Source organism: Pedobacter nanyangensis (genome assembly GCF_003313505.1).
Lineage (GTDB): Bacteria > Bacteroidota > Bacteroidia > Sphingobacteriales > Sphingobacteriaceae > Pedobacter > Pedobacter nanyangensis.
The window spans coordinates 201,361-216,349 of record NZ_QMHO01000002.1 but is presented as its reverse complement, the minus strand read 5'-3'; the positions used below and the strand labels follow the sequence as shown (position 1 = coordinate 216,349).

14 protein-coding genes are annotated in these 14,989 nt (G+C 40.6%); 6 read left to right on the top strand and 8 right to left on the bottom strand.

Annotated features, from left to right (window positions below):
• Window positions 1-397: 397 nt before the first annotated feature.
• On the bottom strand, window positions 398-1,570 hold the full coding sequence (locus DUT71_RS04030; protein ID WP_113661249.1) for a DmpA family aminopeptidase: 1,173 nt from the start codon (window positions 1,568-1,570) through the stop codon (window positions 398-400).
• Window positions 1,571-1,628: 58 nt separating this feature from the next.
• Between DUT71_RS04030 and DUT71_RS04025 the strand changes: the two genes are divergently transcribed.
• Together DUT71_RS04025 and DUT71_RS04020 are read left to right on the top strand one after the other, a co-directional pair.
• Window positions 1,629-3,851, top strand: a complete 2,223-nt coding sequence (locus DUT71_RS04025; protein ID WP_240186846.1) for an FUSC family protein — start codon at window positions 1,629-1,631, stop codon at window positions 3,849-3,851.
• A gap of 60 nt (window positions 3,852-3,911) precedes the next feature.
• Window positions 3,912-4,325, top strand: a complete 414-nt coding sequence (locus DUT71_RS04020; protein ID WP_317048847.1) for an organic hydroperoxide resistance protein — start codon at window positions 3,912-3,914, stop codon at window positions 4,323-4,325.
• 126 nt (window positions 4,326-4,451) lie between these two features.
• On the opposite strand, the gene mgtE is transcribed toward DUT71_RS04020, so the two are convergent.
• Genes mgtE through DUT71_RS04005 form a run of 3 tightly spaced genes read right to left on the bottom strand, consistent with a single transcriptional unit; the run spans window position 4,452 to window position 7,147 of the window.
• Window positions 4,452-5,801, bottom strand: a complete 1,350-nt coding sequence (gene mgtE, locus DUT71_RS04015) for a magnesium transporter (RefSeq protein WP_113661248.1) — start codon at window positions 5,799-5,801, stop codon at window positions 4,452-4,454.
• 33 nt (window positions 5,802-5,834) lie between these two features.
• Window positions 5,835-6,539, bottom strand: coding sequence for a DUF3307 domain-containing protein (locus DUT71_RS04010; protein WP_113661247.1), 705 nt, complete (start codon window positions 6,537-6,539; stop codon window positions 5,835-5,837).
• On the bottom strand, window positions 6,530-7,147 hold the full coding sequence (locus DUT71_RS04005; RefSeq protein WP_113661246.1) for a transcriptional regulator: 618 nt from the start codon (window positions 7,145-7,147) through the stop codon (window positions 6,530-6,532). Before DUT71_RS04005 ends, DUT71_RS04010 begins: the two co-directional genes overlap by 10 nt.
• A gap of 153 nt (window positions 7,148-7,300) precedes the next feature.
• On the opposite strand from DUT71_RS04005, the gene DUT71_RS04000 reads away from it, so the two are divergent.
• The 4 genes from DUT71_RS04000 to pdeM all read left to right on the top strand — a co-directional run bounded on the left by DUT71_RS04000 (window position 7,301) and on the right by pdeM (window position 13,193).
• Entirely contained in the window at window positions 7,301-8,341 is a 1,041-nt protein-coding gene (locus DUT71_RS04000) for a ligase-associated DNA damage response exonuclease (RefSeq protein ID WP_317048846.1), read from the top strand.
• Entirely contained in the window at window positions 8,338-9,930 is a 1,593-nt protein-coding gene (locus DUT71_RS03995; RefSeq protein WP_113661245.1) for an ATP-dependent DNA ligase, read from the top strand. Before DUT71_RS04000 ends, DUT71_RS03995 begins: the two co-directional genes overlap by 4 nt.
• Window positions 9,931-10,028: 98 nt before the next feature.
• A complete protein-coding gene (locus tag DUT71_RS03990) occupies window positions 10,029-12,479 on the top strand; it encodes a ligase-associated DNA damage response DEXH box helicase (protein ID WP_113661244.1) in 2,451 nt (816 codons plus the stop codon).
• A gap of 78 nt (window positions 12,480-12,557) precedes the next feature.
• Window positions 12,558-13,193 carry a ligase-associated DNA damage response endonuclease PdeM gene (gene pdeM, locus DUT71_RS03985; RefSeq protein ID WP_113661243.1) on the top strand — a complete coding sequence of 212 codons (636 nt, stop codon included), beginning with the start codon at window positions 12,558-12,560 and terminating at the stop codon, window positions 13,191-13,193.
• A 2-nt stretch (window positions 13,194-13,195) separates the two neighbouring features.
• Here pdeM and trxA read toward each other — a convergent pair whose 3' ends face one another.
• The 4 genes from trxA to infC form a co-directional block, all read right to left on the bottom strand.
• On the bottom strand, window positions 13,196-13,492 hold the full coding sequence (trxA, locus tag DUT71_RS03980) for a thioredoxin (RefSeq protein ID WP_113661242.1): 297 nt from the start codon (window positions 13,490-13,492) through the stop codon (window positions 13,196-13,198).
• A gap of 277 nt (window positions 13,493-13,769) precedes the next feature.
• Complete coding sequence (gene rplT / locus DUT71_RS03975; protein WP_113661241.1) at window positions 13,770-14,114, bottom strand: 50S ribosomal protein L20; 345 nt, start codon at window positions 14,112-14,114, stop codon at window positions 13,770-13,772.
• Between the two features lie 74 nt (window positions 14,115-14,188).
• The gene (gene rpmI, locus DUT71_RS03970; RefSeq protein WP_113645868.1) at window positions 14,189-14,389 is read right to left on the bottom strand and encodes a 50S ribosomal protein L35; all 201 of its coding nucleotides are present in this window, start codon (window positions 14,387-14,389) and stop codon (window positions 14,189-14,191) included.
• A gap of 25 nt (window positions 14,390-14,414) precedes the next feature.
• Window positions 14,415-14,987: a translation initiation factor IF-3 gene (gene infC / locus DUT71_RS03965; protein ID WP_113661240.1), complete on the bottom strand. Its 573-nt coding sequence runs from the start codon at window positions 14,985-14,987 to the stop codon at window positions 14,415-14,417.
• Window positions 14,988-14,989: the final 2 nt, after the last annotated feature.

Sequence of the window (14,989 nt, the reverse complement as noted above, 5' to 3'; positions counted from 1 at the left end):
TTTGCTTCTCTCCATCCTTCCTTGCGGACGACCTGAGTTTTGCTGTCTTATTCATTTCGGTGTTGAACCTCTATGAACCTACCATGTTATCAAAAACATGTGTAGACTGAAACAATTTTTAATCCCGAAGATTTTAGCTTTTCAACTTCTTCATTCGTTTTGGATTTTTTTAGACGATCAAAGTACTTCGTTTTGATAGTATCTAAGTTACTACAGCCAAGCACTTCTTGCAAGAAAATCAACTGAATTTTATTAACAAGTTATGAACCAAATATTTACCACTAACCAACATCATTAAAAACTGAAAAACTTAATTATTTTGCTGGAATCGGCATATTGCCCTAAATGTACTGTAAGTTATTCACATGCAACTTATTAACAAAAAAATTCATTTCACCTATTTTTCGATGGCTTTAGGCAGCGCATTTTGATGGAGCGCATTGTATTTCTTTAAAATTTCCAATGTTTTTTTGATAGGCAAGGCCTTCACCTCGCGGCCATTCGCCTTGGTGTCTGTAGCCATAAACAAAGAATTTAACAAGGCTTCTTCTGTTGCCTCCCAAACCGCCATGAACAAAGGTGATAATTCGTCGTTATTCAAATCATCTATATTCCTTACTTTGTTTTTGGATTGATACGGAATTCTGTTTTTCTCATAAGTAGAAAACGCTACCGCATAGTCACCGCTACCATTGGAAGAAAAAGCACCCACGTTACCAAAGGCAATGTAAGACCGCTTTGCTAACCGTTCCAAATTTCTATCGGAAAGTGGCGCATCGGTAGCAATAATAATCATACAGGAACCATCCGCCTTATAAGGTTTGCTTTTATCCATTAGGTAAAAATTGTTTAGCTCCCTACCTACCGGCGCTCCGTTGATTTGTAATACGCCACCAAAATTAGATTGCACCAGTACGCCAACGGTATAGCCGCCTCTTGATGCAGGCAGCACCCTGGATGACGTTCCAATACCGCCCTTATAACCTAATGCTTCGGTTCCGGTACCCGCACCAACACAACCTTCGTCTACCATGCCGTCCTTAGCTTCTTTTATGGCTTTCAGAACATGTTCAGCACGCACATGGCGTCCCCTAATATCATTTAATCCGCCATCATTGGTTTCTCCAACCATGGCATTTACGGACCTCACCTGCTCGTTACCAGGTTGCAAAAGCATGTAATCAATTAAAGCATTGGCCACCAAGGGGGTATTTAAGGTGTTGGTCAATAAAATTGGCGTTTCTAAATTCCCTAACTCCTTAATTTGAGATAAACCCATAGACTTGCCAAAACCATTGCCTACGTAAATAGCTGCGGGAAGTTTGTCCTGAAATACATTCCCCCCATGTGGGATGATGGCCGTTACGCCAGTTCTTACAGAGTCTCCTTCAATCAAAGTTGCATGTCCAACTTTCACCCCTGCCACATCAGTAATGGCATTATATTTACCGGTGTGGAGTATGCCTGTAAAAACTCCAAAATCACGGGCTCTTGCTCTTTTTTCCTGCGCATTAACGGTTGTTGACATCAAAACAGCCAATCCCATTATCAAAATTTTATCAACCTTCATATCATTTGGCACTAAAATAAATTCACGCTAAGCTATGGATATGCTTAAAAGTTTACAAATGACAAAAGCGACTATTTCTCGCCATTTTAAAATCATTTCAGCGCAAATAGTGTTAGATTTGTATATGCTTCAACGCCCGATTAGAGATACCCAAGATTTTTTATTGAGCAATTATTTTGCGGAGGGTCTCCGAATTAGTTTCGGTGTACTTTGCCCTTCGCTAATCATGGCTCACTTTGGGATGCTTCAATACGGCATGACTTTATCCCTAGGTGCCCTTTGCGTGAGCATAGTGGACTCACCAGGCCCAATCCATCATCGTAGAAACGCCATGTTGGTTACTACTGCTCTACTATTTTTGGTGAGTATCGTGGTAGGCTTAACCAATAAAAGTGATGTTTTCACGGGTATTATGGTGGTAGTTTTCAGCTTTGTATTTTCCATGTTATTCCTATATGGAAACCGGGCCGCTTCTATCGGCACTTCGGTTTTACTGATCATGATTTTGAGCATTGATGACGTGAGGCCGTGGCAGGAAGTGATTTTTTACAGTGTATTGGTATTTATTGGCAGCATTTGGTACACCTCTTTGAGCTACATTATTTATCGGCTGCGCCCGTATCGCCTTGCGCAACAAACCTTAAGCGACTCGATACATGAAATTGCAGACTTTTTGAGGGCCAAAGCGAAATTTTACTCCCATAACACCAACTACGAGAAAAACTACGCCGACTTGCTTCAATTACAGGTAGACGTACACCAAAAGCAGGACGAGGTTAGAGAAGTGCTTTTTAAAACAAGGGAAATTGTAAGGGAATCGACCCCACAGGGCAGGTTTTTACTGATTGTTTTTACCGATACGGTAGATTTGTTTGAGCAGGTAATGTCTACCTATTACAACTATAAACAACTACACCAGCAATTTGACTCGATAGGCATTTTATCTCATTACGAGGAAGCCATCAATAAAATTGCCGATTCATTAGATGATATTGCTTTTGCCTTAAAGAGTGGCGGTATTCCGACGTTAGCCGAAAATCTAGAAAACGACCTGTTAAAACTAAGACAGGAAATTAGCGACTTAGAGCAACAGAAAGGTGAGACTTACAACACTTTGGGCATTATCGCTCTGCGCAACATTGAGGTGAATATCGAGAACATTGTAGGCCGGATCAAAACCATCAACCAATATTTTAACAAGAAGGAAAAACGTAAAATCAAGAAGGGAGATGTTGACGTTGCCAAGTTTGTGACTTCGCAGGAAATCAACATTAAACTATTATTAGACAACCTTACTTTTAAGTCTTCCACTTTCAGACATTCGGTAAGGGTGGCCATTGTAATGTTTATTGGGTTTGTGGTGGCCCGAAGCTTGGATTTTGCCCATAGCTACTGGATTTTATTGACCATACTCGTGATCTCGAAACCTGGATTTAGCTTAACCAAGGAACGAAATTACCACCGTATTATTGGGACTATTGCCGGTGCGTTTATAGGAATGGCCATTTTACATTACGTACACGATAAGAACACGTTATTTGTGATCCTCATTTTGTTCATGATTGCCGGCTATAGTTTCCAGCGCAAAAACTACGTCGTGAGTGTATTGTTCATGACGCCATATATTCTCATTATCTTCGAATTTTTGGGCATGGGTACCATGTCAATTGCCAGAGAAAGAATTTATGATACCTTAATCGGTTCGGGGATTGCCCTACTGGCCAGTTATTCCCTTTTCCCTAATTGGGAGCATGAGAAGGTGAAAGAAGCAATGGTTGACATAATTAATGCCAACAAGTATTATTTTGCGGAAGTAATCAAATTGCATTTCGAAAATAGTTCAGATTTAACGAGCTACAAGTTGGCCCGAAAAGAGGTTTTTGTAAAGAGCTCCAATTTGGCTTCATTGTTTCAGCGGATGTTTTCGGAACCGAAGAGCAAACAGGTGCACATGCAAGAGCTACATCAGTTTACGGTACTCAACCACTTGCTTTCTTCTTATGTAGCGAGTTTATCGTTGTACATCAAGGAGCATCATTTCATTTGCACCAATTATCAGGAAATTAGGCCCATTGCTGAAAATACCACCTACTTGTTGGAAAATGCCAGTGAAAACCTCCATAAGGAAGTTGTTGAAGCAAGCAACGTCCCATTGATCAGGTTAAAGAACCCTCCCGAACCTCAGCTTTCCAACACGGCTATCGTAATTGAGGAACAGTTCGATTTGATCCAGAAAGTATCCTACGATATTTTCAAGCTTACCGAGAAAATCAAGATATAGCCTGGTTACTTTGCCAAACTAAAAAGTCTTTCATTTGTTGCTTACAGAAAAAGAAAGACCATGATGGAAAAAGTATATACGGCCTCGGTTACCGTAATAGGCGGTAGAGATGGCCACGCAAAGTCAAGTGACGGCATATTTGAAACAGATTTAAGAAAGCCTAAGGAAATGGGCGGACAGGGCGGTGCGCCAAATCCCGAGCAGTTATTTGCCACGGCATGGGGTGCATGTTATTTGGGGGCTCTACAATCGGTAGCAGATCCCCAAGGTGTGGATGCTAGCAATGCTAGTATAAATGTGCATATATCTTTTAACAAAAACGGCAATGGTTTTGCACTCTCTGCTGATTTGGACGTACATATTCCAGATATCAGCATAGATGAAGCGCAGGCTCTGGCTGATAAAGCACATGCTGTTTGCCCTTATTCCAAAGCCACAAAAGGCAACGTAGAAACAAGGGTTACCGCAGTTTAATCATCTGATGTTCACAGTACGTCATTTTCAACCTGATTGGGAATCTTCATGCGGCAAAATTTAAATCACGCTTCAAAGGGGGCCTACTTTGGAGGAAATGACGTACTACATAAGCTTTGCTAAGATTTACAACAATAACTTACTCGCCAAGCCCAACAACAACAAAAACCCAAATACGTCTGTAAAAGTGGTGATGATGATAGAAGATGCAATTGCAGGGTCAATACCTACCCTTTTCAATAACAATGGAATACCGGCACCTGTAAAACCTGCAATAATTAAATTCCCGGTCATGGCCAAAAATATTACCACACCAAGCATTAAATTAGCATCAAAGAAATAAGCAAAAACCAATACAATGGCTCCTGTTACGGCGCCATTGATCATTCCTACCGTAAATTCCTTCAAAACTGCCCTATACGCCTGTTTATCCGTTAGGTCGTACAAAGAAATACGCCTTACCGTAACAGCCAATGCCTGTGTGGCGGCATTTCCGCCCATACCGGCAATAATGGTCATGTAGGCTGATAAGATAGCCAAATGCGCCAAGGTATCTTCATAATACCTCACTACTGCCGAAGCTAAAAAAGCGGTGCCGAGGTTGATGATCAGCCAAGGCAGCCTAGATTTTACGGCATCTATCCAGTTACCGGCAAGTTCCTCATCTTCCGAAACTCCCGATATTTTAAGGATATCTTCCGTGTTCTCGTCTTCAAGAACATCAATGACGTCGTCAAAAGTTACCCGTCCCAACAATCTCAAATGATTATCAACCACAGGAATACTGGTTAAATTATATTGAGACAAAAGTTTCGCCACTTCCTCCTGGTCGGTATCAGCATTCACATAAACAGCATCAGGTTTCACCATATCCGTTATTTTCACGTTCCCTTTGGCTTTAATGATATCTTTTAAGGATACAATGCCTTTAAAAATATGCTCATCATCTACCACAAATACCGTATAAAACTCCTCAATTTCTTCGCTTTGCTTAATAATCTGGTCAATCGCATCCTTTTTGGTGAGGTTAATGTTCACCTGAATCATCTGTGTATTCATTAAGCCGCCCGCAGTTTCCTCGTGGTAGCTCAACAAATTCCGGATACTTTCAGCATCATCCTTACTTAAATCTCCTAAAATCTCATGCTGTTCGTGTTCCTCTAGCTGCGAGATGATGTCTGTTGCATCATCATAATCTAATTCCTCTACAATTTCGGTACGTTTTTCAGGATGCAGTTGAATTAAAAGCTCCTCAGGATGAGCTTCCTCACTCATCTCCGAAATAACTTCTGATGCTTTTTCTACCTCCAGCAGGTTAATGATGCGCTGCCTGTCCTCTGCCTTAATGTTATCGAAAAGAATGGCAATTTCCGATGCGTGATATTCGGCCAAAATACCGCTAAGCTCTTGGTCATCGCCCTCTATCGCCTTTCTTAATTTAGAAAGGTCTGTCTTATTTAATTCGAACGGCTGCATTCCTGCGAGATTAAAAATGTAACGTTATTTCCTCTATAAATTTAAATGGGCTACCACTAAAGCCACAGCCAAGGCAATGCCAAAGCTTAATAAAGTGCCTATTAAAACATATTCGGTCAATTTAAGTTCATTTGCTTCTTTTAAATCACCAAACCTAAAAATAGATTTTGCTGCCAGTAAAAAACCCACCGCCTCAAAATGACCTGTCAGTATAAAAACATAGATTAGCAAACGTTCCAAAATCCCAATAAATTTACCTGCATTTTGTAAAGAAACAGGGCTTTTGTCGGGGATAAACTTAGCAATAACTACCTTAATGACCACCGCAGTTGGCGAACTGAGCAACAATGCCCCAAAAATATAAACCCAAAACTTCTGCTCCTGTAAAAAACCAAAATCGATACTTGCCGATTTTGACATGCTTAACCAACAGGCAATAATTACGATAATATGTAATGCTTGGTCTATAAAAAACCATATCCTTTTATTTCTGGGCTTTTGAAAAATGAGCTTACAAGCATCTATAGCGTAGTGGCTTATGCCTATAATTAATGCTTGTGGCCAAATATCAAAAGAAAAGAACATCACCATAACCAACAACACATGAACGGCCACGTGCCAATACAGTTTGTTTGATTTTAGTTTGAGCTTCTCCTTCTCTGCCACCCATTTATCGGGCTGTAAAAAAAAATCGCCAAGCACATGGGCCAACAAGAATTTAATTAATGCTATTTCCATTTTTTAAAGATTTCTGTAGCCAAGGCCCTGTATTTATTTTCCAATTCCATGATTTCGGTAAAATGCGCCCTTTTTAATGCCTCACTAATCGATGATTGGCTCCTTCCTGATATTTGGGCAATTTTATCCTGCTTTTCGTTATAGTTTTCGAGCATGTGCTTTACCACTTCCGAAGCCGTTGGGCTCCATCCATCCATGGTAATTAAGGCCAGTTTGAGATATAGGTTCATATCTTCATCAAACTTTGGTAGCGGGCTTTTAACCAGCAGGTTTACCTTGTTGCCTTTAAGCATATCAAAGCCCTCTCCCGAATTGATATAGGCTTCTCCATTAGATTCGGTCACTTTTTCTGAAGCAATGGTAACTTTACCCAAGCCTATGCTCATTCTTACATCAGCACCTTTAATGGTTTTGATACAGGCCTTGATATATAAGGCATTTAGCAGAGCTTCGGCCATAGGCAGCTCGACCTGAAAACTATCGCCCCTAAAGATTTCCCATTTAGCGTTTTTTTCGGGCAATGCCGATAAAGCATCTTTTAAAGTAGCCATCCATTGTGCGGGCAATTCCCTCGAATTGATGATATCCCCTGTGATTACTGCAACCATAACACTAATATCGGCAAAAAAGCCGATAAAACAAAATATCGGGCAATTAACCGATAATTTAAAATATCGGCAAAAAAGCCGATAATCGAATTTATCGGAATTTTTGCCGATAAAATTTTTCAAAACTATCGTTTAAAATATCCGTTATACACGATGATGGCATTGATAGAATTCACCAATAAAGGCATTTACTGCAAACAGGGTAATTTTTATATTGACCCTTGGCAGCCCGTAGATCAGGCGGTGCTTACACACGGTCACGCCGACCACGCAAAATGGGGAAACAAAAGCTACTTATGTCACACTTTAACCAAACCCATCCTAACCGAAAGATATGGTTTATCGGATAATGTAGCAACCTTAGCCTACCAAAATACCATTGACATTCATGGTGTAAAGCTCACCTTGTTTCCTGCAGGCCATGTGATTGGCTCTGCCCAAGTTAAACTCGAATACAAAGGGGAAATTGTGGTGGTTTCTGGCGATTACAAAACAGAACATGATGGCATTAGTACCGCTTTTGAGCCTGTGAAATGCCATACCTTCGTTACCGAAAGTACTTTTGGCCTGCCCATCTATAAATGGCAGCCACAGCAACAAATTTTTGACCGCATTAAAGCCTGGGTAGCAGGCAACCATCAAAAAGGCAAAACCAGCGTATTAATTGCTTATAGTTTAGGGAAAGCGCAAAGATTAGTTAAGCACCTGGCCGGTCATCATCCCATTTACGTACATCAAACCATCGCCAACCTTAACCAAGCATTTGTTGATGCAGGCGTAACCATCCCATCAACCATCAAAATTTCTCCAGAAATCAAAAAAGACGAACTGCAAAAAGGAATAGTGATTGTGCCTCCTGCATTAGCTGATAGCAGATGGATCAAAAGCCTTATCAATCCTGCCATTGGTATCTGCAGTGGATGGATGGCCGTAAGAGCTGGTCGAAGATGGCGCAGTGCCGATGCTGGTTTTGCACTTAGCGACCATGCGGATTGGCCTGGCTTGTTAGCGGCAATTAAAGCCACCGAAGCCGAAAAAGTGATGGTGACCCACGGAAGCACCGCTATTTTCAGTCGGTATTTAAATGAAATTGGCATTAGTGCCCAAGAGGTTAAAACGCAATACGGCGACGAAGAAGAGGCAGAAGAAAAGGCGGATGAAAATGAAATTAAAGAGGAAGGCACCAAAATATGAAACGCTTTGCCCAACTGATACAGGAACTGGAACTAAGCAATAAAACCAATGACAAATTAGAGGCCTTGGTAAATTATTTTAGCCAAGCCGATGAGCGTGATAAACCTTATGTGATAGCGCTATTTACGGGCAAAAAGCCTAAACGACCAGTAGCCACCAATTTGATTAAACAATGGGCAATAGCCCTTAGCGATATTCCCGAATGGCTGTTTACCGAAAGCTACCACAATGTGGGCGATCTTAGTGAAACCGTAGCTTTAGTATTACCAACTGCTGAACATACCATCGAGAAACCGCTACATCAATGGATTGCCGAACTGGCCGAACTCCAAGCTAAAACCGATGACGAAAAGAAAAACTATGTGCTTACTGCCTGGAACAGCCTAACTACGGCAGAAAGGTTTATTTTTAATAAACTCATTTCTGGCAATTTCAGAATTGGCGTTTCCAATAAAATGCTGGTCAATGCCATTGCCAAACAAAGTCAACAAGATCCCAACAAAATAATGCACAGCATTATGGGCAAATGGCAACCCAAAAGCATTAGCTATATAGAACTAACTTCTGGCAGCCACGTAAACACCGATAATTCATGGCCCTACCCCTTTTGCCTTGCCTATGCTTTAGATACCGAACCTGAAAACCTGGGCGATCCTACAGCTTGGCAGGCCGAATGGAAATGGGATGGCATACGTGGACAAATCGTAAAACGAAACGGTGAATTGTTTATCTGGAGCCGCGGTGAAGAATTGGTCACCGAGCAGTTTCCTGAACTACATTTCCTTAAAGATGAGCTGCCAGATGGAAGCGTGCTAGATGGAGAAATCCTTGCCGTGAAAGATGGAAAGGTTTTGCCCTTTAGCACCTTACAACAGCGCCTAAATCGTAAAACCATCAATAAAAGCCAACTAGAAAACGCCCCTATAGGGTTTTTCACCTATGATTTACTGGAACATGAAGCAAAAGATATTAGAACCTCAACCTTATCGCAACGAAGGAATTGGTTGGAAAAAATCATCAATCAACTCAGCCAAAAAAACCAGGTATTACTATCGCCCATCATTAATTTCAGCAGCTGGCAACAATTGGCCGAAATAAGGGAGACCGCCCGTGAAATCAACAGTGAAGGAATTATGTTGAAGAATCTTCATTCCATTTTTCACTCAGGCAGAAAACGTGGCGACTGGTGGAAATGGAAAATCAACCCCTATACCGTTGATACCGTGATGATTTACGCACAAAAAGGTAGTGGTCGCCGGGCAAATTTCTATACCGACTACACGTTTGCAGTACGTGATGGCGAAAAGCTCATTACCATTGCCAAAGCTTATTCAGGCTTAACCGACAAAGAAATTAAGGAAGTAAACAGCTTTGTCAATAAAAATGCCATTGAAAAATTTGGACCTGTACGTACCGTTAAACCAGAGCTGGTATTTGAAATTGCTTTTGAAGGCATTGCCGAAAGCAAACGCCACAAAGCAGGTTTAGCCTTACGCTTTCCCCGGATCGCACGTTGGCGAAAAGACAAAAATGCTAGTGAAATCAACACCTTGGATGATTTGAGACAGTTGTTGATGACTAAAGACTGAACACCATCTTCATCGCGAGGTACGAAGCAATGCTAAGGCGATTATATAAAACTTAGTGAGATTGCTTTGTACCTCGCAATGACGGAAAAACCTAAGACATGCAAAAAACCAAAGGCTATCAACAAATTATTTCTTGGCTTAAAACCGATAAAAGGAAACCTTTTGATTTCCAAAAGGATACCTGGCAATATTATTTAGAAGGCTATAGCGGCTTAGTTAATGCGCCAACAGGATTTGGGAAAACCTTCTCCGTTTTTTTAGGCGTAGTGATAGAAGCCTTAAACCAAGATCGGCCAGCGAAAGGTGTACAACTCGTTTGGATTACCCCCTTAAGGTCGTTAGCCAAAGATATCGCCAGGGCAATGAGGGAAGTACTTTTAGCTATAGGACTTGATTGGGTAGTAGGTGTTCGTAATGGAGATACTTCACAGGCAGAGAAACTTCAACAGAAAAAAACAATGCCCGAGATATTGCTGATCACTCCAGAAAGTTTGCATTTGTTATTGGCCCAAAAAGGTTCCTCCAGCCTATTTAAAAACCTAAAATGTATTGTGGCCGATGAATGGCATGAATTATTGGGCAGTAAACGTGGCGTATTGGTGGAATTAGCTGTTTCCCGAATAAAAGGCATCCAAAAAACTCAGGGGAACGAGATGTTACGTGTGTGGGGCATTTCAGCAACGATAGGCAATATACAAGAAGCGCTAGATGTAATAGTTCCCGAGGAATCTGCCAAAAAAATAATCGTTAGGGCACAATTAGAAAAGAAGATACAAATCAAATCCATCCTACCCGACAAGATAGAAACCTTGCCTTGGGCTGGGCATCTAGGGCTAAAATTGGCCCATAAGCTCATTCCAATCATCTATAAAAGCAAAACCACTCTTATTTTCATCAATACCCGTGGACAGTCCGAAATTTGGTATCAACACCTGTTAGATATTGAACCCGACTTAGCAGGCAGAATAGCCATCCACCACGGCTCCATTGATTTTGAGTTAAGAAACTGGATTGAAGAGAGTTTGCACAGCGGCCTACTGAAAGCCGTGATTGCTACTTCTTCCTTAGATTTAGGGGTAGATTTTAAACCCGTGGATACCGTGGTCCAAATCGGTTCTCCAAAGGGAGTGGCTAGGTTTTTACAACGTGCCGGACGTTCGGGGCATTCACCATTTGAGACTTCTAAAATATATTTCCTGCCTACCCATGCCCTTGAACTGGTGGAAGCAGCCGCAATCAAAGAAGCAGCCAGGGAAAACAATATCGAAAGTAGAGAACCTTTTGTGATGATTTTTGACACCCTCATCCAATATTTGGTTACTCTGGCCGTGGGTGATGGTTTTGACGATAAGCAGACTTATAAGGAAATTAAACAAACTAATGCCTTTAAAGAACTCTTACCTAACGAATGGGCCTGGGTGATGCAATTTATAACTTCTGGAGGCGAAAGTCTCACAGCTTACAACGAATTCAAAAAAGTAGTAAAAGACGAGGATGGCCTGTGGAAAGTTAAAAGTAGGCAGATTGCCATGCGACATCGACTGCATATTGGCACTATCGTTAGCGATGCCATGTTAAAAGTTAAATTCCTCAGTGGTGGTTATATTGGGATGGTGGAAGAATATTTTGTTTCAAAGCTTAAAGCAGGTGACAGCTTTGTACTGGCTGGGCGAATCTTGGAATTTGTACAAATTAAGGAAATGACCGTTATGGTTCGTCGCAGTAAACAAAAGAAAGCCATTTCGCCAAGCTGGTTGGGTGGGCGCTTGCCCCTTTCTTCTAATTTAGGCGCCGTACTTCGTAAAAAATACAACGAGGTGTTGGATCAGGCGCATCAGGACGAGGAGTTGGATATTGTACAGCCACTTTTTAAAATCCAGGAAGAGAGGTCTCATGTACCTAAAAGTGATGAACTGCTGATCGAGATGATTAATAACCGTGAAGGATTCCACCTGTTTGCTTATCCTTTCGAAGGCAGATTGGTACACGAAATTTTAGGTGCACTTGTGGCCTATCGATTGAGCAAATTAATACCCATTACCTTCTCAATAGCGATGAACGATTACGGTTTTGAATTACTGAGCGATATCGAAATACCGATGGACGATGGTATTGCCTACGAAGTTTTTTCGCCAAAAAATCTTGCGGAAGATATCACTTTGAGCATTAATTCTACTGAAATGGCAAGAAGAAAGTTTCGAGATATCGCCTGCATTGCCGGCCTAGTTTTTCAAGGCTATCCTGGTAAATATATCACCAATAAACATCTGCAAAGCAGTGCGGGATTATTTTTCAACGTTTTTAATGATTTTGACAAACATAATCTGCTATTGCGGCAGGCTTACGAAGAAGTATTTTACCAGCAACTAGAGGAACCTCGATTAGCAGCAGCATTAAATCGTATTCAAAATAGCAACATCGTGATAACCTATCCCAAAAGATTTACACCACTGTCGTTCCCAATCAAAGTAGATAGCCTAAGGGCAAATATGAGTTCTGAGGAATTGGAGCAGCGTATTGAAAGAATGAAGAAAGAAGTATTTAAATAATAAACTGCATGGTAAGAATTTAATGCACTTAACTTCTTGTTGGTTATCTAAGTTTAGAGAATTACTTAATTTTGCTAGGTGAAAATTTCGGTTAGAGAAGAAGAAATCATATTAGATAAAGAAAGAGCCATCTATCTGCCTAAAGAGCAATTATTAGCCATTAGCGATTTACATTTAGGCAAGGCAGCCCATTTCCGTAAAGCTGGTTTAGCCGTGCCCAACATTGTATCCAAAAACGACCTTGACAGACTGTCGGAATTATTAGAGAAATACCTTCCTAAGCAACTACTCATTAACGGAGACATGTTCCATAGCGACTACAACACTGAAATTGATGAATTCGCGAAATGGAAAGAGAACTTCAATGAAATCAATTTTATATTGGTGAAGGGAAATCACGATCAGCAGGCAGAAGAAGTATATAAAAACTTGGCTGTTGAAGTTTATGAACCCAATTACCAAACTGATCAATTCTGCTTTATTCATGATGTGGCACATTGCAGATCCAATTTATACGCCATTAGTGGGCACATTCACCCCGGAATTAGCATCTACAACAAAGCAAAACAGCGATTAAAGTTTCCTTGCTTTTATTTTGGAGAAGATCATGCGGTTCTTCCGGCATTTAGTAATTTCACAGGTTTGCAATTGGTAAAAGCTAAAGAAACCGATATGGTGTTTGCGATTACACCAACTAAAATCGTGAAAGTGTAAACTTACCCATGCATTTCAATCAATCGTTTCAATTCAGGAGCAGGAACGGCACCACTTTGTCGCCAAATAGCTTTTCCTTTTTTGAATAGAATAAAAGTTGGCACGCCCTGTACATTAAATGCACTTGCAGCAGCCTGGTTTTTATCTACATCAACTTTTATAATGGTGGCTTTATCTCCTATTTGGCTTTTCAACTCCGTCAATATGGGCCCCATTGCTTTGCATGGCGCACACCATTCTGCAAAAAAATCTACCAACACAGGCTTATCGCCATTAATTAATTCAGAAAACTTAGACATAATATTATTTCTTTACAAGATGAACAAGAGTAAAAAAGAATGGTTTTGAAACTTTAACATTATTAGATTTTTCGCCATTGCGAGTTTACCAAGCAATCTTACATGCCGGTAATTTAGAAAATATGCTAACAGATGCTGAAATAAATTAAGCATGACGAATGTGATTATTCTGTAATCTAATAATAGATTACTTCGTTGTTCCTCCTCGCAATGACGAGAACGTATATAAAAAAAGGGAGCAATTTTCATCGCTCCCTTTTCTTGATATCTTAGTATCTTATTTTACTGCATCAATAACCGCTTTAAAAGCTTCTTTATTGTTCATGGCCAAATCAGCTAAAACTTTACGGTTTAAACCGATGTTTTTTGCAGCTAATTTACCAATCAATTGCGAGTAAGAAATACCGTGCTCACGAGCACCGGCATTGATACGTTGAATCCATAATGCACGGAATTCTCTTTTCTTAGCTTTACGGTCGCGGTATGCATATTGCAAACCTTTTTCTACCGTGTTTTTAGCAATGGTAAAAACCTTGCTTCTTGAGCCCCAATAGCCTTTGGCCATGTTTAGGACTTTTTTTCTTCTGCGTCTTGCAGCTACTACGTTTACCGAACGAGGCATAATGTGTTGTGTTTTTGATAAGCGGCGCTGTGTATTTCAACAAGCTTACTACCGTTCACCTGGTTAAAAATTAATTACTTACCGATGCAAAGCATACGTTTAACGTTGCCCATATCTGCATCGTTTACCAAACTAGTGTTGGTTAAGTTACGCTTACGTTTAGTACTCTTTTTAGTCAAGATGTGACTTTTGTAGGCGTTCTTTCTTGCAATTTTACCTGTTCCAGTAAGCGAGAAACGCTTTTTGGCACTGGAATTGGTTTTCATTTTTGGCATAACCTGATTTTGTTTATATAATTTATTACTTCTTTGCTGTTGCTTTTGGAGCTACGGTTAAAAACATACGTTTACCCTCCAATTTTGGCAATAATTCAACTTTACCTACTTCTTCTAGCGCTTGTGCAAACTTAAGCAACAAGATTTCTCCCTGCTCTTTGTAAACAATTGCTCTTCCTTTGAAGTGTACGTAAGCCCTAACTTTTTCGCCGGCTTCTAAAAAGCTGATCGCATGTTTTAACTTGAACTGGAAATCGTGGTCAGAAGTGTTAGGTCCGAAACGGATTTCCTTGATAACGGTTTGCTTAGCATTGGCTTTGATTTCCTTTTGCTTCTTCTTTTGCTCATACATGAACTTGCTGTAGTCCATAATGCGGCAAACAGGAGGGTTTGCGTTTGGAGAAATCTCTACCAAGTCAAGCTCTAGCTCATCGGCAATTGCCAATGCTTTTGACAAAGGATAAATCCCCTGCTCTACATTATCCCCAGCCAGCCTAACCTCTTGAGCGCGAATATGCTCGTTAATATTATGTTCTGCTTCTTTTTTCTTAAAAGGTGGACGTGGTCCCCTGTTAAATCCTGGTCTTCCTAATGCCAAAT